The sequence below is a fragment of the Massilia sp. LC238 genome, from assembly GCF_000735635.1.
GTDB lineage: Bacteria > Pseudomonadota > Gammaproteobacteria > Burkholderiales > Burkholderiaceae_D > Telluria > Telluria varians.
In genome coordinates, this window is the sequence record NZ_JNNN01000047.1 from 17,358 (window position 1) to 38,326 (window position 20,969).

Here is a 20,969-nt window from a genome sequence, read left to right on the forward strand (position 1 = left end):
CGACGCGCATGGACATGTTGTAAAACAAGCAGATACTGTTGGCTACTTTGTCGAAATGTAACGAACGGTTCCTCTTTTTTTGATTAGGCGAAATGTTTTAGTAATATAATGTGCTTGCAATTGATACACTTGCACTTCTGTAATCTGAAAATCAAGGACCTCACATGAAAAAGCTTCTCGTTGCTAGCGCTATCCTGAGCCTGCTGTCGACCCAAGTGCTGGCGCAGAGCACCACCACCACCCCGGCAACCAGCACCACCGGCGCAACCGGCACCACCGCAACCGGCACCGCAACCGGCACCACCGCTGCTGGTACCGGCGCTGCCGCTGGCACCGGCGCTGCCGCTGGCACCGGCGGTTTCCTGGGCGGCACCGCCCTGGCTGGCCTGTCGACCAGCACCCTGGTTGCTATCGGCGTCGCTGTTGCAGCAGTCGGCGTTGCTGCTTCGGACAGCGATTCGAGCACCTCGCACGCAGCGACCACCCACCACTAATCTGGTGGACGCTCGTCGTCCTGTAGTAAAGAGAATGGCCGCTTCATCACAGACTGTGTAAATAGTCTGCGGTGCCGGTAAACCAACAAAGCCTCCCAAGGTCAAACCTGGGAGGCTTTGTTCTTTCCGGGAGCGCAGATGGCACATCGAAGAGGTGAAAGCAGGACGCAGGCAGCGTTGTTCCCCGTGATGCTGGATGAACTGGTGGGGCCCGACGCACTGGTGCGAGTGGTGGACGCCTGGATCGGGAGCCTGGATCTGGAGAAGCTGGGATTCTCGAAAACCCATGCACAGCGTATGAGCCGTCCACCATATGATCCTGCTGACCTGCTCAAGCTGTACGTGTGTGGTTATCTCAACGGCGTACGTTCGTCCCGCGCATTAGAGAGAGAATGTCATCGTAACGTCGAAGTGATGTGGCTTCTCGGCCGGCTGGCACCGGATCACAAGACGATTGCGGAGTTCCGACGTCAAAACAGCGCAGCCTTGGTCGCTGTTTCGGCAGCCTTCGTCCAGTTTGCGCGGCAGGAGAGACTTATTCGAGGTGAACTGGTGGCGATTGACGGCACCAAGATTCGTGCAGTGGCGTCAAAAAAAGCCTTGCGCAACAAGATCGATCTGCAGCGTACGCGCGAAACCATCACGGAAGAGATCAGCCAGTATCTCTCGCGCCTGGACAGCACCGATCAGAGCGAGAATGGTGAGGACGCAAACCCCTGCGCCGTGCAGTCAGCCTTGATGCGCCTGCAGCAGCGGCAAGGCGAATTTAATGACGAGATTGAGCGCTTGGAAAACAGCCGATCCACATTGTCGATTCAGGGCGAGCCGGAAGCGCGGGCAATGAAAGCCCTTGATAGCGCTCCAGGCTACAACCTGCAGACGGCTGTGGATGCGCACAGCCACCTGATCGTGCATCACGCGGTGTGCAACGATACGTCCGATATCGGTCAACTCGCTCCTATGGCACAGGGCGCTGCACAGGCACTGGAGGCTGCTCCAACCGTAGTGGCAGATGCAGGCTATGCCAATTCCCAGCACTTGCAATCGCTTGCAGACGCTGGCCAGACTGCCTACGTGGCCACGCTCGAGAAGGACAACAACCATGGCAAGGGTGAATACTACCGGCTCACGGCCTTCACCTACGACCGCGAACACGACTGCTACGTCTGTCCAGCCAATGAACTACTGACGCGCAAGCAAGTCATGCGCAAAGACAAATGCGTGGTCTACACAGCCCCCGCAGAGACCTGCGGCGCCTGTACGCTCAAGCCGCAATGTACCGGCGCCAGGCAGAGATTCGTTAGACGCCTCGACAACACCGATGCAGTTGACGCCAATGCACGTCGCGTCGCGGCGCATCCGGAGATGATGAAGCTGCGGCGCCGGACTGCCGAGCATCCATTTGCGACCATTAAGCATGAGATTCTGCGGAACTCGCGTCTGCTGATGCGAGGTTTGAAGGGGGCAGCAGGAGAGCTGAGTTTAGCGGTCCTTGCCTATAACCTGAAGCGAGTGACCAACTGGAAGGGCGCCGGCTGGGCGCTAAGCGCAGTGCAAGCCTGAGAGGCTTTGTAACCCTCGAAAAACAGATGCCCCGCTCTCGCGGGGCATCTTTTTGGCTGGCTTACCGTAGCAGACTATTTACACAGCCTGTTCATCAGCGGCCATTTTTTTCGTCCTATGCCTGGAGAAACCGGGCGGCGCCAATGGCGCCACCTTCATCAATACGTGCCACTCCACGTGAGGGCAATCTGCTTCGGTCCCGGTGCGATAGCAAAGCTCGACTTCGAATCATCCCGCTGGGCCTGCCACAGCCAACTGCCGATCGCATAGCCTACCACCCCACCGGCAACGACATCGGACACCCAATGCTTGCGGTCGGCAACGCGCCCCATCGAACCGACTGCCGCAAGGCCGTACAGCCATGGCGCATCGTACTCCTGCGCGAAAGGCGTGACGGCCGCAAAGGCGACTGCCGCATGGTTGGAGGGGAAGGAAGCGTCCGAGCGCTTGCCGCTACGGCTGAAGGTACCCAGCTCTTCGTCAGGGCGCGCGCGGCCGACGATGCGCTTGGTTGCCATCGACACGCCGGCGGCACCGGCGATTGATTGCAGCGAGATGATGCCGATGTTCTGCATGCGGCTGTCGCCGAAAGCGACCGTGGCGCCGGCGGCGCCGGCCAGCAAGACCGGCGTGGCTTTGCCAACATTACCCCATGCATCGACGACCCGCGTCTCCTGGCGCGGGCGCATGAAGCGGTCCACGGGCTTGTCGAGCAAGGCACCGGCCGCGATGGCGCCACCGGCCAGCAGGGTCCCTTGCGCCCATTGCGGCAGGGTCGGCGTGGTCGATACCGACTGCTGGACGCGCCAGCGGAAGCGCGGCCATGCGTCCGGCAAGCCACGCACCGGCTGTGCGATGGCATCGAGGTGCTGCTCGTCCTTGCGTTCCGCGAAGTTGCCCAGGCCATCATAGGCGTTCATGTCGCGACGTGGATCTTCGAACAGCTCGTACAGGTCGCCGGGGCTTCCCACCATCTGGCCGACGTCGCGCGTCCACGGCGAGAGCGCGAAACCGGCGACCGCCTGGGTATCGGATGGCAGCATGATATTCAAGGGTATCGACAGGAAGATGCCCTTGTCGCTATACGGATCCGCCGGCGTGCCGGGGCTGGTGATGTCCTTGCCATTGGTCTTCGTGTACCAGGCGCCGACTTCCACGCCCGAGCGGAAACGGCGCTTGAATTCCAGGCGTACGCCGTCGTCCTTCGCCAGGAAACGGCCGGCCCGGCCGGTCACGGTCACGCCATAGGGCAGCTGGTAATGCAGGGCGCCCAGCGCGGTCACGGTCTTGTAGTCACGCGCGCCGAACCAGCCCTTGACGTCGCGCTGCTGGAGTGCGTCGACGGTCAGGTCGGCGGCCCAGCGGCGGTCCTTCGGCAGGTACAGCACCTGTCCGCCGGCGCCACGGAACATCTCTTCGTACAGGCCGACCGAGGCCCGCGCATACCAGTGCTCGTCCAGGGTCATGTACTTGTTCAGCAGTGCGCGGTTCAGCTTGAAGCGGCCGCCGCGCTTGTATTCGGCGATATCGGTACGCACGTGCGGCAGCACGCTGTTCGACGGCTGCGTCACGCCGGACACGTTCTCGAACAGGTTCAGCTTGAGAGCGCTGTTGAAATACAGGCCTTCGCCCAGCCGTTTGTCATAGTTCGATGTGACCGCGGTCTCGTAGCGCAGCGCACCGCTTGGGTCGTTGAAGAAGAACGAGACCTTGGGCTGGAGCTTGAAGCGGTTCGCCTCGCGGTCTTCCGAACTGACCTGTACAAAGTTGCCTTCATGGCCGACACGCACCCCGAGCGCTTCCCCCTCGTCGCGCATGGCGGCGAGCATTCCTCGCTGATCATCACCGACCTTGTCGCTCGGGTTCGAATAGCGCGTCAGCACGGTTGGCAGGAAAGTCTCGCGATCGGTCAGCCCAGTCAGGTAGTCCGACAGGCGCTGGAGATCGAAAAATTCGTAGGTTGCCAGGGGCTGTTCCAGCCTGGTGTAGGTGATGTGAATCGACTTGGTCCCGGTTGGCGCGAATGCCAGCGCCGTTCGGCTGGCGCGTCCTATCGCACGCCCCAGCTCGGAAATGCGGTTATTGGTCAGCGTCAGGCGCAGCGTCGTCCCATTGATTTCAACACGGATGTGCTGGAAATTCTGCTTCACGAGGGCCTGCACGAGTTTGGCACCGTGACTGCTGTTCTGCTGCCATTCTTCGATGCTTACCCGGGCAGGCGCAGCCTTCGGCTGGAAGTAAGCCGGCTCGTACAGTTTCGGTATGAACTCGCGTTCCGAGAACGGAAAAGTAATGTATGCGTTGGCACTGAAGTGGTCACGGTGGCGGGCGATCTGCGCCCCGAGCCAGCCCCAACGATACTCTGCAGCGACGACAGGTCCCTTTCGCCGCTGCCCGGCATCGGTCTCAGCCGCACGAAAATCCTTGGGATAGTCATTGGCATCGTACTCGGCGACGAGCGCAAAGCCCGGCACCGATAGCGGAGCCCACCGGACACCTGCGAATGCACCAGAAGGCCGATTACGGCCGAATCCCAAGCTGGCTTCAATGTTTCTTGCGGCACCAAAGGTCTTCGAGGCCACCACATAATGGCCGCGGAATAATTCAGTGCCAAGCAGATCGGTCGCTCCTACTGCGATAGCCGGCATCCAGGTCGATTCCCTGATCACCCGGAGTTTTGCGTCAACTACCTTGTCCTTGTAGCGACCGTACTCGCTGCCATATTCGCCTGCGACCCTGGAGAACCCGGGTGTCCCGGTAATCGACACGTAGCGGCCTGTCATCTGCAGGAACGGCAGCGGCGTCACCGTTGCCCACAAGCTGCCATAGGGACTATCGTAACTGTAGCCGGTAGTAAGGGTCGCGTCGCTTTCGACCACGGCATTGGGCATGTTGACGTAACCCGACTGCCCTTGCACAGTCGGGTTGGCGCCAAAAGCGTTGGCGACGGTAAGGGCCAGAATGCCGCAATAGGGATATCGTAGATGGGTACGTAGATCGGTGAACAATCGAGGCTGCCTGTGGCCCTCGTGCGGGGCCGGATTGAACAGGCGCGGAGGCCTGTAGGGTCATTAATATGGCTTCTTGCCGCGCCACGATCATGGACCGGATGCGGCTTCTGCCGTTTTTGGTAACGTCTGGGAATCCGCGGGCAAGGAACCGTGCCGGCGGACGTCATCATTCAAGAACAAGTACTCAATTCGTTACCCTGGGTCATTGTACCTGCACTCGCTACCTCTTCTTGCGGTATGGTCCAGGTAGCGATCTGATAACGCAGGGATTGCAGATAAGCCGGCGCCTCGGCGCTTCCCTCGTCAGGCGCCCATGTGGCCAGCTCTTTTGCCGCCGTGGGAACAAATGGCCCAGCCTTCATTTCGAGCAAGACGGCGTTGTCTGTCAGAGCAACAACCGTATGCCATGCTCCAGGCGCGAGTTCGACGCCAACTGCCATTCCATGCGCGCCTCCATGCTTTTCAGTACCGAAACGCTCTACTGCGATGACCGATCCCTGCTCATCGAAAATCACGAGCGCAAACGCGCCGCGAACTGCGAATAGGTCCTCGGTTTTCGGGTCCAGCGAATGTCGATGAGGCCGGATATAACTGTCTCTTCCGATCGCATTGAAAAAGCGCTGGCACGGGTCTTCAAAACTTCCGTGAATATTCAGGTGCTGTCTCTTCCGCATCGATTGACGTGCTTGCTGCTCCATCGTATCGAACAGCTCGGGCGAGAACATGGTGACGTTCATGTTGGGTTTCCAGTGCAGTGCAGATCTTGTGGACAGCGGCCTCCGAAGAAAACATCGCGGTAGCCAGGCTCCTGCAGCGATTCCTCATCGCGGGGTCCTTGTCCATCTGGTCGAGCAACTGCTGGGCGAGCAGCGCCAGTGAATCAGCCGAGTGATCCGTAGCGACTGCGCCGACGCGTTGCTCCCCGATGAGATCGACCAGGTCGTTGCCCTGGTTGATGCTGGCAAGAACAGGAAGTGCTGCCTGCATATACGAAAGGAATTTGCCCGGAATGTTATGAGTCTTATGCCGCGGATCGAGCGCCACCAGCCCGACATGGCATTGTGCGTAAAGGCCTGGAATCTCGTCCGGGTCGATCTCGTCGAAAAACACGACATTGTCGAGGCTGCGAGCCCGTGCATCGTCCCGGAGGCGGCGAGCATCACTGCCGCGGCCGACGAACAGGAATCCGATGTCGGTCCTCGACTTGAGGCGTTCGGCCAGGTCGAGCAGTACATCCATGCCCTGGGCGATGCCCATGTTGCCTGCATACACGAAAACCTTGCGGCCACGCAGTGCCGTTTTGTGGACCGCGATGCTGCAACCCGCGTCAGGAGCATCCGCCAGCCAGTTGTGCAGCACTTCCAGCTCAGGTCCCTTTCTTTCTGCCTTGTTGAAATAGGCCAGGTTACCAGGTGTCTGCACGCCGATGACATCCGCGACCGAATATTGATAATTGGCGATCGCTTTGAAGAACCGGTATGGCAATCCGCGTCCCATCAGCCCCATGTCGACCGCCCACTCCGGGAAGATGTCGCGGATGATCAGGTAGCTTGGGCAACGGCTTCTGCGCTTCAGTACGCTCGCCACGGGCCCCAGGAAGATCGTTGGTGAGTACCACACCACGCCGTCCCACTGTTCGGTGGCCAGTGGCGTCTTCTTCAGGTTGCGCAACATCGCGAACGGCATGAGCAACTCGCCGATCGTGCGCCGTACATAGCCCACGTCTTTCGTCTTGGGTGTACGAAGCCGAACGATGCGCACGCCATTCCAGAGGTCGATGCGCCAGTCTTCCCGAAGTTCGGGCGATGCAACCATGACCGTCACATCGTGACCCTGTCGCACGAATTCACGCGACAGGTCACGTAACTGGACTGCGCCGGAAGAGCGCAGCGGCGGAAAAACATCCGCTACCAGGGCAATACGCATCGGCTTATCCGTGGTTGTTATTGTTTTTTCCATACGACGCGATTCACATAGTCGGTATAGCTGTGGATGATACGCACGACCTTGTCGGCGACGTTCGGCGTGCTGTAGTCGGCTACGAGTCGCAGGCTGCGGTCCGAACCGCTCAGCTGGTTTTCCAGAATCGCCAAGCCTTGCAGGACACGCTCCAGGTCCATGCCGGTCATCATCACGGCCGCCTCTTCCATTCCCTCGGGCCGCTCATGCGCTTCGCGCAGGTTCAGCGCCGGGAAATTCAGGATCGACGACTCCTCGTTGATGGTGCCGCTGTCGGACAGCACCGCACGCGCCGATACCTGCAGCTTGACGTAATCCTTGAAGCCGAGCGGCTTCATTAGGCGCACCAGCGGGTGGAAAGTCGCGCCATTCGCGTCTACCTTCTTCTGGGTGCGCGGGTGTGTCGATACGATCACCGGCAGGCCGTAGGTTTCGGCAATCGCATTCAAGGTGCCGACCATCTTGGCGAAATTGACCGGCGAGTCGATGTTCTCTTCCCGATGCGCGCTCACGACAAAGAACTTGCCGGCATCGAGCCCGAGCCGTTCGACGACGTCGGAGGCGTCGATGCCCGCCTTGTAGTGATGCAGCACTTCGTACATGGGGCTACCGGTCTTGATCACGCGGTCTGGCGGCAATCCCTCACGCAAAAGATATTCGCGCGCGATCGTGCTGTAAGTCAGGTTGATGTCGGCGGTGTGATCGACGATCCGGCGGTTGGTTTCTTCCGGCACGCGCTGGTCGAAGCAGCGGTTGCCGGCCTCCATATGGAAAATGGGAACCTTGCGGCGTTTCGCCGGAATCGCGGCGAGGCAACTGTTGGTGTCACCGAGGATCAGCACTGCCTCTGGCTGCACGTTCTCGAGAACGGCATCAACTGCAATAATGATCTTGCCGATGGTCTCAGCCGCATTGCCGCCGGCGGCATTGAGGAAATGGTCAGGCTTGCGAATCCCGAGATCGTCGAAGAAGATCTGGTTCAGTTCGTAGTCATAGTTCTGACCTGTATGCACCAGCACGTGCTCGCAGTGCTCATCGAGTCGGGCCAGTACACGAGAAAGACGAATGATTTCTGGCCGGGTACCGACCACAGTAAGCACTTTTAGTTTTTTCATATAACGGTAGAAGTCAGCGGAGCCACGCAGTGGCATGTCGCGAGAGGCGCTGGCGCCGGTTATCAGAGCGGGCAGGCGAAAGTGTCTGGCCGCGACCGGTCAAAAACTTCGTTCGCCCAGAGCATGACGACCATTTCATCGCTGCCGATATTGGTAATATCATGCGTCCAGCCAGGGACGGTTTCGACTATCTCGGGCTCGCCGCCAGTGGTCGTCAATTCGTGCGTTTCGCCGGTCAGCATGTGACGGAATTTGAAGCGCGCTGTCCCTTTGATCACCAGGAATTTTTCGGTCTTTGTATGGTGGTAGTGGCCGCCGCGAGTAATTCCGGGGTGCGCCGTGAAATACGAAAACTGGCCGGAATCCGGCGTCTTCAACATTTCGACAAACACCCCGCGCGGATCGCCATGCTTTGGAACCGGGTAGGTGAACAGCTCTACCGGCAGGTAGCTGAGGTAGGTGGAATACAGCGCCCGCAGCAATCCGGTACCGACCCGATCAGTCATCAGGGTCTCGCGACTCCCTTTGAACGCCGCGATCTTTTCAGCGAGTTCGCCGACGGTCGTGGTGTATTGCGGCGATATGGTCGCAAAGCCGGATGCGTCAAGCGCGGCATCGGCTCCGTCCATCAGTTGCACGAAGCGCTCGATGACATCGTCGACGTACACCAGCGTGACCGGTGCCGAGGGATCGTTCACCTGGATCGGCAGGCCACGCGCGACGTTGTGGCAAAAGGTAGCGACAGCGGAGTTGTAATTGGGTTTGCACCACTTGCCGAAAACGTTAGGAAGGCGGAAAACATGGACCGGGATGCCGTGTTGCCGCGACAATTCAAACAGGGCATTCTCCGCGCCACGCTTGCTCGATCCGTAGTCGTTGTCCCGCTCCGCCTGAATCGACGAGGTGTAAACGACCGGGATTTTTTTTCCGGTGGCCTGCGCCGCCGCCCCTACTGCCGCGCACAGCGCCTCAGTCAGGTCGACATTGCCCGCAATGAATTCTGCCGGGTCCTGCGGACGATTGACGCCTGCAAGATGGAAAACAAAGTCGACCCCCGCCACCAGCGACGGCAAGCTTGCCAGGTCGTCCGCACGCGTATAAGGGACGACTTCCACATCGCGCCGCTCAGCCAGGTGCAGTTGCAGGTTCTTGCCGACGAAACCGCCGGCGCCTGTGATCAGGACCCGCATGCTTATTCCTCTGCGACTGCGCGTTCGCCAGCTGCAATCCGGCGCATGAAGTCAAGCTTGAGCAACAGCTGCTTCATTCCCTCTACCTCGAGCCGGGTCGTGTTGTGCGAGTTGTAATCCTCACCGTGCGTGGTTTCGGTCAGGCGTGCTTCGCCCTGGTCGACGAACTTGGAGTAGTTCAGGTCGCGGCCATCCGGCGGGATACGGAAATAATCGCCCATATCTTCTGCACAAGCCATCTCCTCGCGCCCCATCAGCGCCTCGTACAGCTTTTCACCGTGTCGGGTGCCGATGACATTCACGCGGTGATCCGGCTTGCCCATCAGGTCGAGGATTGCGCGTGTCAGAACCTCCACCGTCGCGGCCGGTGCTTTCTGGACGAAGATGTCGCCGTTATTACCATGTTCAAACGCATACAGGACGAGGTCGACCGCGTCGGAGAGCGTCATCATGAAGCGCGTCATCGTCGGATCGGTGATCGTGATTGGCTTGCCGGTAAAAACCTGATCCACGAAAAGCGGAATAACGGAACCACGCGAAGCCATCACGTTGCCATAACGCGTTCCGCAAATCACGGTGCCAGTACCCTCCAGGTTGCGGCTGGCAGCGACCATGACCTTTTCCATCATCGCCTTGCTGATACCCATCGCATTGATTGGATAGACGGCCTTGTCGGTGCTGAGGCAAATCACCCGCTTGACGCCGGCTGCAACGGCGGCATCCAACACATTCTCGGTCCCCATGACGTTGGTCCGAACCGCCTGCATCGGGTGGAATTCGCAAGAAGGAACCTGCTTGAGTGCGGCCGCATGGAAGACGAAATCCACTCCGCGCATCGCACCCGCGACACTGCGCGCATCACGCACATCGCCAATATAGAATTTCAATTTTGGATGATTGTAGCGTTTGCGCATATCATCCTGCTTCTTTTCGTCACGACTGAAGATCCGGATCTCAGCGATACCGGTATCCAGAAATCGTTTCAAAACCGCATTGCCGAACGAACCGGTGCCGCCAGTAATCAGAAGCACTTTGTCTTCAAACATAACTTTCCTTGTTTCTCAATAACTGCGTTAAGCTTTTCCGAGCGCCCGCGAAATCAGTTCATCGCGCTGAGCCACGTTTGGATAATTGATCAGGACTGCCTTGTAGACACCCTTGAAAACGAAGAGGCTACCGGCGGACGCACCAATGACGCCGCAGGCGCCGACCAGCGCTTCAATGTCTTGCAACGAACCTGCGCCGCCCAGGATCGTGATCGGGATGCCGACAGCCGCACGCACCTTCTGTGCGAATGCAATGTCGTACCCTTTCATCTGGCCATCGTTGTCGATCGAATTGATGACGATCTCGCCTGCTCCCAGTGCTTCCATCTGCTGGGCCATCTCCAGGGCATTGCGTTTGGTGTTCTTGCGGCCGTTGTGAATGTAGACGTCGTAGTCCTTGCTGAACATGCGCTTTTTGACATCGAGCACGACGACGACGCTCTGGCGACCGATTTCCGCGGCGATGCGCGAAATCAGCTCAGGATTTTCCACGGCGGCAGAGCTTATCGCAATCTTTTCCACACCAAGCGTGATGATGTGTTTTGCCTGTGCAACAGTTCGAATGCCGCCACCGTAGCAAAGTGGCATCCGGCACTCGACCGCCAGATCCGAAATCATCTTGTAGTCGGGCTCGGCACCGTTGACAGAAGCATCAATATCGAGCACGACAAGCTCGTCGGATTCCTTTTCATTGAAGATCTTGACTGCATTGATCGGATCGCCAACGTACTTGGGATTCTTGAACGAAACCGTTTTTACCAATCCTTTTTCGTGTACAAGCAGACACGGAATGATCCTAGGCCTCAGCATAAGGCAGCTCCGCAAAATTTTTCAGGAGCGTCGCTCCGTAGTGATGGCTTTTCTCAGGATGGAACTGGACACCATAGACGTTATCGGCCGCGACGGCGCAGCTGAAATCGAGTCCATAGGATGCGCGCGCGAGCGCATGCCCCGGACTGTCGCAGTCGAAGAAAAACGAGTGCAGGAAATAGAAGCGCGAATCGGCCTCCAGACCCTTGAACAGTGACGCGTCCGCGGAAGGCACGACGTCATTCCAGCCCATGTGCGGCATCGGGAGCTGGGCCGACTCGACTGCGGACCGGAAGGACCGCACGCGTCCGGGAATCCAGCCCAGGCCAGCGCGGCTTCCCTCCTCGCTCGTCGAGGCCAGGATCTGCATGCCGACGCAGATGCCGAGCACCGGCACTTTGCGTTCCTTGACCAGGTATTCGAGCGGGGCGCGCATTCCGGACGCTTCCAGCTCTTCCATTGCATGGTCGAAGGCTCCTACGCCCGGCAGGATAATACGGGTCGCACTGTCGAGGTCCGCCGCGGAAGTGGCGCGCACGGCCTCGAAGCCGAGACGCTTGTACATGTTGGCAAACGCCTGGACGTTACCCAGGCCGTAATCGACAATGTGGATCATCGGAAAAACCTTTTTTCAAATCCGAGGCGGCGCAGGATATCCGTGCCGGCGCCGATCAGCCAGCGTTTGTTCTTGTAGTCGCGATAGGTCTTGTTTTCACCTTCGAAAATCGCACGGAGTTCCGGAACCGTCAGGCCGAGCTTGTGCGCTACGAAATCGAATTCCTGCGCCAGGAAATGCTCGTCCATTTCGGGACGCGAGATACGCTCGAGTGCCTGTTCGCGCGTCATCTGGCCAGTCATGATCAGGCTCGAAAAGTGCGCACGGCGCTTGTGGAAACCGAATTTACGCGGCAGCCAGTAGTCTTCGTAGAAACGGGTGAAACGCGACTCATGATGCTTGTGCTGGAAGCGCTTCCAGCCGAAACGGCGCTCCAGTTCATCCTCTGCGTCCTTCTTGATGAACGGCACCATATTCAGTGGCTTGGCAACTTCCATGCCGAGCACATACTGGTAGATCCCCTTGTAGACCAGGATGTCGAGCAAGGGGAACGTCTTCAGCGCGCGGGTTCCGAAACGCTTGTGGATGTCGCCAAACAGCGTCTTGTCGATGCCGAGGTAGCCGCCCCACTCTTCCGGCTCACGGCAGCATTCAGTCGAAAAATTCGAGCCAGTAATCACATATTTGATTTTATGCTGGCGCGCGAACTTGTATAACGAGGAGAAAAATGCCGCGTCTTGGGGCAAGTCCTGGTCGGGAATCTGCGACTTCAGGAACGCGACCTGCAGGTCTTTCATTTCTTCCCAGTTGACGACTTCCGTATACAGGTCGAGTCCAAGGCCATCGACCAGTTTCTCGATATTACCCACCGCCTGGTCGGTATTCCAGCCGGCATCAACGTGAAACAGCAGCGGGCGCAGTCCCATCTTTTCTTTTGCCACATACGCCGCGTACGAGCTGTCCAGCCCGCCAGACAGCCCGATGATGCAGTCGAAATCCTTGTTCTTGCCGTCCGCCTTGATCTTTTCCGCCAGCGCTGCCAATTCTGCCTGACCGCGTCCGTCGGTGTGCCAATTCGGCTTGATGTGCTGTTCGAAATTATTACAATAGTCGCACCAGCCACGCTCGTCGAACGTGATGTTAGGATCGCTGGAATCCATAATACAATGAGCGCAAATATTCGGGGCAGCTTGAGTGGTGTCCTGCATGATACCTAATCTTTATCCAATTAATTTATAATAATCAATTCATTCCCAAAAGCCGGGAAACTTACCCAGCCTCAGGCACACGCAACGGCCGGCCTGGTGAGACGCCGGCGCAAGATATTCGTCAAGGGCCGCTCGATCACGTAATGCGCCAGGATGCCGAACGCAATGGCGGTCGCGCCAACAATCAACCAGGAAATACCCGGATATTCCCGCAATCCAAGCTTGATCAACAGCTTTCCCATCAACGCGATCAGCGGGTAGTGAATCAGGTAGATCGAATAAGACGCCGACCCCAGAATAATCAGGACTTTCGGTACTTTCAACGCTCCGCCAATCTCGAGTGCCGCAAAGCCCAGGATGCCGATTGCGGCACTCATACCGAAGCCTAATACAAAGAACCAGTTCTCATTCACCCCTTGCGGTATGCTGAGGGAACCAAACACGGCGAACAGCGCAACGCCGGCCAACGCAACCAGGCCCGGCTTGAAGACCGGCTTATTCTTGTAAAGCCAAAAGCATGCAATACCGAGGAAGAACAGCAGGTTAAGGGGACTCGCAAGGTAGCTCCAGCTTTCCGGCAGAGCGGGAGAAAAACCTATCAACAACAGCCAAAGACCGAATGCCAGGATACCAATTCCACGGTTCAGGATAAGGACAGCGAAGACGCAGTAAAATGCCACCTCGTGAAATAGAGTCCACGATACTGCAAGAACGCCATCAACGCCGGCAAACGGAAGCAACGTGAAGGAACCAGCGACGACTGGTGCCGAAGTCCTCCCGGTCGCACTGTCGAGAGTCGGCAGGAGGGTGTAAGCCAGTAGTATAACGCCAGTAACTGCCCAGTAGAAGGGGTAGACCCGCGAAAAGCGTTTCCAGGCGAATCCGCGCAACGCCGCCGGCGTCCCGATGTCGTCCCAATGGCTTAGTGCGATAATGAACCCGCTGAGAACGAAGAAGAAGTGGACACCGGCAAAGCCGAAGTCGAAAAATCCGCCGACAGGTCGCGCCCCCCAATATCGCGAGTCTGCAAACATTCCCTGCATATGATAAAACAGGACCATCACCGCGGCGATCCCTCGCCCGGCTTGCAACGACTGTATCATTTATTTAACCTTAATTATCGGTAAAACCATCCCGCCCCAGCTTACCCATGGCAGCCTGCTTTGTTCAGCCGGATAAGCGTCTCTGATGCATGGCAATGCCGTCCAGGATCTGACGAACTAGCCCATCACTATTGGCAGGATCCAGATCGAGTGGATGGATCTGCGCTGGAATACCCGTTGCCTCATATTCTGTGACAAGTGTCGATGGGTAAGAGACCAGAAAATCAACTGCCGGGAAGCATGCAGGATCGTTAATCACTGTCCATTCTTGCGCTGTGGCTTTGCCAGACATGGCGGCTTTGGGGTGTGGCTTGTAATACGCTGCAAACCTTGCATGGTGCACCAGCTTGTTAATAATGGATAGATGGAGCTCTTCGCATAACGGATGGCCTACAAATAATATCTTTACCAACTTATCTGCCGGCATCGCGGTAAGTTCAATCTGCGGGCGGAAAAACGTCGTCGCGATGCCTCGTCTCGTGCGTCCCCTGCTGACGACGGCATCCATGAAAAATTTCTTCGCCGCCGCGTCATAAAGATACATCCGGCTCACGGCCCGCAAGCGGCGGTGGATCGGCAGCTGGAGCGATTCCTCGTGATCCTTTCCCAGCCCCCCCATGTACCCGTGCTGGACCAGGATCATCTCGACGCCGCTGCCGCTGCCACCATGACGACGAGTGCGCGCGCCGACTGTACTGTCGACCAGAATTGCCCAGCGATCGTAATGTTCGCACGTAATCATGGCACCGTCGAGTTTTTCAAGTGCACTACGGACGACAAACCAACGGAACGCGGTGTAGCTTTGCAGCACCCAGCGTGAAGTGTGCTTGTGACGCCACAGCACATACACCGCGGTGACCGATTTGATGAACGCCTGGAACAGGTCGCCACGGGTTAGCAGTGATGACGCATCGACATGATTTCGTTGCGGCCTGCTTTGCATCGGCACCCAGGGCACGCAAACCCAGGTGGCATCGGCGAAAAGCGGATCCTCCGCAAACGGCGATCGGCCCATGATATCTTCGACACGGTCCGACAAGGCCAGGATGTAGCTCTTGCTGTCGGCAGACATGTTCCGCCGTGGACGTGGCGCCCTGGGTGCGCGTGCCCATGCAGCGACGAAGTTCAACGAAAAAAGAAAGACAGCCCCTCCACAAAGCCACGCGAACCTGATCAAGTGCGACATTGTCCGTGTCAAGCGGGGAAAGCGACGGCCCCAGCCGATCCATTTGGGAATGCGGGGAAGATAGCCGAGAACTTCGGGACTTGTGCCAAGCAGGGAAAAGAGCCTCTCGTCGACCAATATCTCATTTTTCGTTGCTGCGACGTAATCAACAATACTTCGTTTCGCTGCAATATCCATGTGTATTACGAATTTAACTTTATTAATAGAACCTGCATTGCAGCGTCCGGCGTGATTTTTCAAGCCCGGACTGGTGGCGTCGTCGGACCTGCAATCACTGCGCCATACTTGTGGTAAATACGGACGAGAAACACAATAATAGCGAATACGACACAGGACTTGCCGAAAATGATGAGATTCGGAAAATACTCCGCACGCGGCATGTAGAACACGGTCGAAAATATCTGCAACGATACAAATCGCGCGAACGGGTTATGCATCCACCTTGGCCAGGCCGCGAAAAACCAGCCGAGCAGGACAGAAAGCAGAATGAACAGCACCGGCCCGGCCTCGATCAATTCGATCAGGTAGACGCCGCCGGTACCCCCGCCCGCCAGGTAATACTCTTCATTGAGGACATAAGTGAATATATGCTTGAGGTTATTCGAGTACATGACCTGCTCGATGGACTGAGGCGTTTCACGTAATTCAGGGTGAAGAATCACATTCAGGGGCAACATCAGATTCGAAAAAACCATCATGTTCCCGTATTCCGATATCGCTTCCTGTTCCTGGAGGTAGATCGAGGTGAGCTGAAGGGAGCGTCCCTGCGAAGCGACTGCGTCGACCACGAACTGCCCGGCCGTGGACTCGGTTGCTTCTTTCTCGCGTGTCACCGTCAGGATCAGGAACAGCGCTACCGCTCCCATCATGTACATGCCTAGCCGACCCAGCTTGATTTTTATGTTGAACCGTGCCGAGTAGAACCACCAGCAGAAAAGGATTGGAACGATCACCGCGCCCCGTGCGCCTTTCACGCCATCGAGCAGGGCCGCGATCAGGAAAAAGATCATGGCGGTCAGGAAGCGCCGCCGCGTCGTTTCGAATGCGCAGATGAGCCCGAATCCTGTGTAGAACATGTAATTGAATGGCGCGACCCATGCCGTGTTGAGGTCGGCTGCATTGAGTCCTTCGGCATACACGGCCAGATACCCGGCGCTAGCAATATGGGAAAACTCCCTATAGAGCCGATAGAACACGAACGGGAATGCAAACAGCACCATACGGTACCCGAGCTTTGCCAGCTGAGGCGCGTATGCTGGAAGCACGGAGGCCGCCGAACCACGGTTGCCGCCTGCCAAGGCATGCGTGAGGAGCGTGATCGACAGGGACAAGCCCAGCAATGTCGAGGATCGCGCGACTACTTCAACCGATAGATCTTCGACCACCAGACTGTAGAATTCCAGCGGAGAAAACGATGCAAGCGGCCAGAAAATGATATTGATGCAGAAGAATACCAGGACACTGAAGATGAAATACGGCACCAGTTCGAACGGCGGCGTTTTTCCTGCCATCGTCATGAAGAGCGCTGCTCCGACAAAAATCGGAAGCAGTATGACAGGTCCCATGCCGAGGAATTCATGATCGAAATAAGTTATTCCGAGCAATAGCAACCAGAGGAGCAAGGAGAAGCTTGAATAAGCGATATATAGGCTTCGCATATATTACGCAGCTTGAAGCTCTCTGAGAATGCGAGAATATTTATTCACAAATATTTCGGGCGACAACTTCTTTCGATATATTTCGAAACTCGCACCCGACATGGCCGCGAGATCAATCTTTCCGTCCAGGATCTGCGAAATTTTTTCTTGAATGTCTACGATGCTGCCGCCGATAAAAGCGCATTCATCCTCGCCCATGATTTCAGGTATGGTCCCGACACGGGTGGAGATGACTGGCAACCCGATCTGCAATGCCTCGATCAAGGCGATTGGAAGTCCTTCGTCGCGGCTGGTCAGGATGAAGGCGTCGGCGCCCTTCAAGTAGTAGCCTACATTGTCGGTATTTCCGACGAGCATCACCCTGCCCGTCAAACCGTGGCGTGCAATTGCTTCGGTCAGCGCAGGGCGATCCGGCCCGTCACCGACCACCACCACGCGCACTCTCTGCTTGTCTGCTTCGGGCAGTGCAGCAATCGCCTCGATAAGAAGGTCGAAACCTTTGACGTACTGTAAGGATCCAACCGCGACCAAGTTAAGGCTGTGCCGCAATTTGGCAAAACTGCCCGTCCCACCCAGTTCGAGCGCAGTGTTATATACACAATGTACGGGCTTCGATTGATACTGCTCTTTCAGCTGCCCGACCAGACCCTGGTTCAAGGCTATCAGCATGTCCTGGCGCTCCACCGCATAGCGGAATGCTCGGCGGATCCATGTTTCGTACGTGGTGTTTTTGAGGGCCGGAAACCAGATGAACAAATGACGCAAGGGGTCCGTTCCGGAGTGCAGGACAAGCGCGTGCTTTGCTTTTCGGCTGCCGAATAAGGCCGCAAAGAAGGCAGTGAAAAAGTCTTGGTGAAAAAAGATGTCCGGGCGACCGCGCAGGCGCGCTCGCAGGTAAACCACTGCCCCCCGCGAGGCCACCGAAAGGCCGAACAAGGCGAACGCGGTGATTGGACGGGAGTTCAACCACGCCTTCAGCCTAATTTTCACGGATCCGTGCAGCGGCCGGGCGCCAGCTGAAACCGCAGCAGGCGGCGTGACTTCCGGCGGGAGTCCGGTCGCCGCCGCGGCTCCGGATTGAGCAATGTCCGGAGCGTCACGGTAGCAATATGCCGTGATATCCAGGCCATTCTGCAGAAAATCCGTTTTCCGCCGGCGAAAGGTATCGATGAACGTGACAACACCGTTCTTTTCGGTGCAGTCGCTGATCGACAGGAGCGATACTTTAGAAATTCTTGTCATTTAGCTGCGTTTCACTCAGCGCTGATGAACGCTCAACCTGTTGCGCATGAGCACAAAGGCGAACGGCAGGAAAAACGCTCCGTTGTATAAAGCCATACCGAAGAAATATTGTTCGGGCGTAGCGCGCGCCAATCCCTGAAGCGCGAGCGAAATGACCGCTGCCAGCAATGATGGCCACATCAGGTCTTCTACCTTGAATGAACGCAGTACTGTTGATACGGTTGTGAGCGTAGTATTGGCCAGAACCAGAAGAGCGAGGGCAATGAATGCTTCTACGCCGAGGAACTTCAGTGCATAGACGGGCCAGAATTTAGTGACCAACATCACGGCAATCAATAGCCCGCCGACCATTGCAAGTGCAGACAATATCGAATACTGGACATTGCGTCTCCATGCAGTGAGCACCTCGCGGTATCTGTTCTGCGCAATCCACTGTCCATAGAGCGGCGCGGTTGCGGTTGAAAACGCCATTGCCAACGATGCTGCGGCGAAGAACATCGACGTCGTCAAACCCACCTGTCCGGCGATCTCGGGACCGAACACATGGAACGAATAGGGCGTGATCGAGTTCGCGGTGAAATAACCGGCAATCGCCGACACGGCAAACCGGCGCTGGGTTTTCTTCACTTCAGCGAAATTCAAGGCGCCTTCCGACACGGCATCCTTGTTGATGGCTACAAGGCTGCCTAGCTGCCTGGCGGTCGCCTGCCGCGCATACAGCTGCGACAGGAGCAGCGCGACCGGGTAGGCATACAGACCGCCAATCGTAAGCAGTACGGCAACGAACACGCCGAATAGGATGAGTGTCGCATGCGTCCTGATGAGATAGGCCTCACGTACCATGCCAAAACCCTCGAGCATCGAGAATCTGGTGATGTTGAGCATGGTAAGGCTGGTTGCCAGGACGAGCACACTCCAGGGCAGGAGCCAGAGGTCGAGGTTGGCGGTTCCTTGCGAATAAATGAAGAAAGCCGCGCCGCCTGTACCTACTAGGCCGATGAACCAGTACGACGCTTTACGAAAATAAGCCTCCGAAAACTTCCGGACTGCGGTCACGCGCGCACTGAAGCTGTCGTCCGCAGCTGCGGTGCCCGGAGCGATTCCACCTTTGATATGGGCAAAGTGCTGGATGATCAGCGCACTGATGCCCAGTTCAAACAGTCCCTGCAGGGCTGCCAGGCTCAGGAAAGTAAAGAAGTAGCCCTGCTCGACTGCCGACAGGAATGCAGGTGCGATGATCGATATTCCGAACCCTGCTCCCATGACTGCCAACCGGTTCAACACGACAATGCTCGCGCCTGACGTAAGCGATAGTTTTCCTTGCATTTCGGTTAGTGCTCGGTTGTTAGTAGTCGCCGGAGAAGACCGCGCGCATGCAAGTTAGAGAGTGAACCCGTCATCGACAACGATGTTCTGTCCGACCACGTAACGCGAATGATCGGACAGCAGGAAGGCGATGGTCCCCACCACGTCCTGTGCATCGAGCACGCCCTTGGAGAGGCAATTCTCCCGGTACTTTTCGATGAACGCCGGATTTTGCCCAGCGATGATTCCACCCGGGCTGACGCAATTGGCACGGAAATATTCGCCCGTATACGCACTCGCGTAGCTCGTCATCAGCTGCAGGCCGGATTTGATTGCCGCATACTCGACCGGCATGGTCATCGTGGTGCCTTCGTAAATCTCGAACTTCGGTGCGATGACACCATAGATCGAGGACAGGTTCACTAGGGAGAAGCGCTGCTGGCGCGTTTCGCTGTATAGAGCGCACTGCTGCATGAAGATGAAGTAGGCGCCGAGGTGCAGACCGGCGTTCTCGTGGAAATCACTGAACTCGACATCATAGAAATGCCGTCCGTAGTTCTTGTTCCTCGGATAAGCTGCATTGACGGCGCCATGAATCTCGCCGAAACGTGCATTCACCGCGGCGAACGCTTCCTGCACTTTTTCGCGCCTGGTGATGTCGAGCTCGTGCATCATCAATCGATCGGCATGATCGGGATTGATTTCAAGGGTGCGCAAGGTGTCGAGATTGATATCGAGCGCACACACCTTTGCGCCTGCTTCAAGCAGTGTCGTCACAATTGTACGGCCGATCAGGCCGGCAGCACCGGCGACCAGGAAGGTCTTGTTATCGAGCGGAATCATTGGCATTTTGGTACAGGATTTCAGCTAATTGGAAGTCAACAGCGTCGTCGATGTCGACGGCACGCTCTTTCGGTACGACGACGGACTTCACGCGGCCGTCAAATAGTTTCTTGTGATTGAGTATGAACCATGGGCGCGCGACGTAGGCAACGGTGGTAATGTCGAACACTTCAGGCGCTTCCTGGCGCCTGGCCGTATTGCCTTCGCCGAGCACGATGCGCGACCCGCCTTCGGCGTCGCGCACTACCATGTTGAAATATGGATTGCGCGACGCTGGTGTTACCGTGATGACGACATCGGTGTCGGCATCCAGGCTTCCAATGCACGCGTCGACGTCAACTTCCGATCGCAAGGGGCTGGTGCTCGGCAAGCTGAGGAACACGTCGAAGCTGCGTCCGGAATCCTGCACATGGCGGATCGCGTGCTGCCAGGCGAGCCACTCGGGGGCATTGTCAGTCGCCAGTTCGGCCGGTCGCATGATCACTTCGGCGCCCTGCTCGCGCGCTACCCTTGCAATCTCGTCGCAATCGGTTGAGACGAATACGCCATCGATCCCAGGCATGCGGCGTGCCAGCAGCAGCGAGTGCGCTATGAGAGGAATACCGCCCAGTTCCTTGATGTTCTTGCCGGGCAGGCCTTTGGAGCCGCCACGGGCAAAAGTAAACGCGAATACACTCATC

The 20,969-nt window shown here is 57.3% G+C and carries 18 protein-coding genes; 2 read left to right on the top strand and 16 right to left on the bottom strand.

What is annotated here, in order from left to right; genetic code table 11:
- Positions 1 to 164: 164 nt before the first annotated feature.
- Both FG94_RS27280 and FG94_RS13000 read left to right on the top strand, forming a co-directional pair.
- A complete protein-coding gene (locus FG94_RS27280; RefSeq protein WP_036212244.1) occupies positions 165 to 494 on the top strand; it encodes a hypothetical protein in 330 nt (109 codons plus the stop codon).
- 138 nt (positions 495 to 632) lie between these two features.
- Positions 633 to 2,057, top strand: coding sequence for an IS1182 family transposase (locus FG94_RS13000; RefSeq protein WP_036212246.1), 1,425 nt, complete (start codon positions 633 to 635; stop codon positions 2,055 to 2,057).
- A gap of 158 nt (positions 2,058 to 2,215) precedes the next feature.
- Here the strand turns inward: FG94_RS13000 and FG94_RS13005 are convergent, their stop codons facing one another.
- The 16 genes from FG94_RS13005 to FG94_RS13075 all read right to left on the bottom strand — a co-directional run bounded on the left by FG94_RS13005 (position 2,216) and on the right by FG94_RS13075 (position 20,968).
- A complete protein-coding gene (locus tag FG94_RS13005; protein ID WP_229445938.1) occupies positions 2,216 to 5,065 on the bottom strand; it encodes a YjbH domain-containing protein in 2,850 nt (949 codons plus the stop codon).
- A 173-nt stretch (positions 5,066 to 5,238) separates the two neighbouring features.
- Positions 5,239 to 5,805 (bottom strand): WbuC family cupin fold metalloprotein, encoded by a 567-nt coding sequence (locus FG94_RS26630; RefSeq protein WP_081925967.1) that lies wholly within the window; start codon positions 5,803 to 5,805, stop codon positions 5,239 to 5,241.
- The gene (locus tag FG94_RS13010) at positions 5,702 to 6,994 is read right to left on the bottom strand and encodes a glycosyltransferase family 4 protein (RefSeq protein WP_081925968.1); all 1,293 of its coding nucleotides are present in this window, start codon (positions 6,992 to 6,994) and stop codon (positions 5,702 to 5,704) included. The genes FG94_RS26630 and FG94_RS13010 overlap by 104 nt, the downstream gene beginning before the upstream one ends.
- A gap of 17 nt (positions 6,995 to 7,011) precedes the next feature.
- The gene (gene wecB / locus FG94_RS13015; RefSeq protein ID WP_036212250.1) at positions 7,012 to 8,142 is read right to left on the bottom strand and encodes a non-hydrolyzing UDP-N-acetylglucosamine 2-epimerase; all 1,131 of its coding nucleotides are present in this window, start codon (positions 8,140 to 8,142) and stop codon (positions 7,012 to 7,014) included.
- 62 nt (positions 8,143 to 8,204) lie between these two features.
- Complete coding sequence (locus FG94_RS13020) at positions 8,205 to 9,332, bottom strand: capsular polysaccharide biosynthesis protein CapF (RefSeq protein ID WP_036212252.1); 1,128 nt, start codon at positions 9,330 to 9,332, stop codon at positions 8,205 to 8,207.
- Between the two features lie 2 nt (positions 9,333 to 9,334).
- Complete coding sequence (locus tag FG94_RS13025) at positions 9,335 to 10,378, bottom strand: polysaccharide biosynthesis protein (protein ID WP_036212253.1); 1,044 nt, start codon at positions 10,376 to 10,378, stop codon at positions 9,335 to 9,337.
- 27 nt (positions 10,379 to 10,405) lie between these two features.
- Positions 10,406 to 11,188: an AglZ/HisF2 family acetamidino modification protein gene (locus FG94_RS13030; protein WP_036212255.1), complete on the bottom strand. Its 783-nt coding sequence runs from the start codon at positions 11,186 to 11,188 to the stop codon at positions 10,406 to 10,408.
- Positions 11,175 to 11,804, bottom strand: a complete 630-nt coding sequence (gene hisH, locus FG94_RS13035; protein WP_036212257.1) for an imidazole glycerol phosphate synthase subunit HisH — start codon at positions 11,802 to 11,804, stop codon at positions 11,175 to 11,177. The genes FG94_RS13030 and hisH overlap by 14 nt, the downstream gene beginning before the upstream one ends.
- Positions 11,801 to 12,952 (bottom strand): N-acetyl sugar amidotransferase, encoded by a 1,152-nt coding sequence (locus FG94_RS13040; protein WP_036212259.1) that lies wholly within the window; start codon positions 12,950 to 12,952, stop codon positions 11,801 to 11,803. The genes hisH and FG94_RS13040 overlap by 4 nt, the downstream gene beginning before the upstream one ends.
- Before the next feature lie 71 nt (positions 12,953 to 13,023).
- Positions 13,024 to 14,055 carry an acyltransferase gene (locus FG94_RS13045; protein ID WP_036212261.1) on the bottom strand — a complete coding sequence of 344 codons (1,032 nt, stop codon included), beginning with the start codon at positions 14,053 to 14,055 and terminating at the stop codon, positions 13,024 to 13,026.
- A 64-nt stretch (positions 14,056 to 14,119) separates the two neighbouring features.
- Positions 14,120 to 15,481, bottom strand: coding sequence for a hypothetical protein (locus tag FG94_RS13050; RefSeq protein WP_152570966.1), 1,362 nt, complete (start codon positions 15,479 to 15,481; stop codon positions 14,120 to 14,122).
- Positions 15,478 to 16,863, bottom strand: coding sequence for an O-antigen polysaccharide polymerase Wzy (gene wzy, locus FG94_RS13055; protein WP_161783966.1), 1,386 nt, complete (start codon positions 16,861 to 16,863; stop codon positions 15,478 to 15,480). Before wzy ends, FG94_RS13050 begins: the two co-directional genes overlap by 4 nt.
- Before the next feature lie 39 nt (positions 16,864 to 16,902).
- Entirely contained in the window at positions 16,903 to 18,141 is a 1,239-nt protein-coding gene (locus FG94_RS26040) for a glycosyltransferase family 4 protein (RefSeq protein ID WP_051996626.1), read from the bottom strand.
- 15 nt (positions 18,142 to 18,156) lie between these two features.
- Positions 18,157 to 19,425, bottom strand: coding sequence for a hypothetical protein (locus tag FG94_RS13065; RefSeq protein ID WP_036212267.1), 1,269 nt, complete (start codon positions 19,423 to 19,425; stop codon positions 18,157 to 18,159).
- 96 nt (positions 19,426 to 19,521) lie between these two features.
- A complete protein-coding gene (locus FG94_RS13070) occupies positions 19,522 to 20,289 on the bottom strand; it encodes an oxidoreductase (RefSeq protein ID WP_200879974.1) in 768 nt (255 codons plus the stop codon).
- Positions 20,273 to 20,968 (bottom strand): cytidylyltransferase domain-containing protein, encoded by a 696-nt coding sequence (locus FG94_RS13075; RefSeq protein ID WP_036212271.1) that lies wholly within the window; start codon positions 20,966 to 20,968, stop codon positions 20,273 to 20,275. The genes FG94_RS13070 and FG94_RS13075 overlap by 17 nt, the downstream gene beginning before the upstream one ends.
- Position 20,969: the final 1 nt, after the last annotated feature.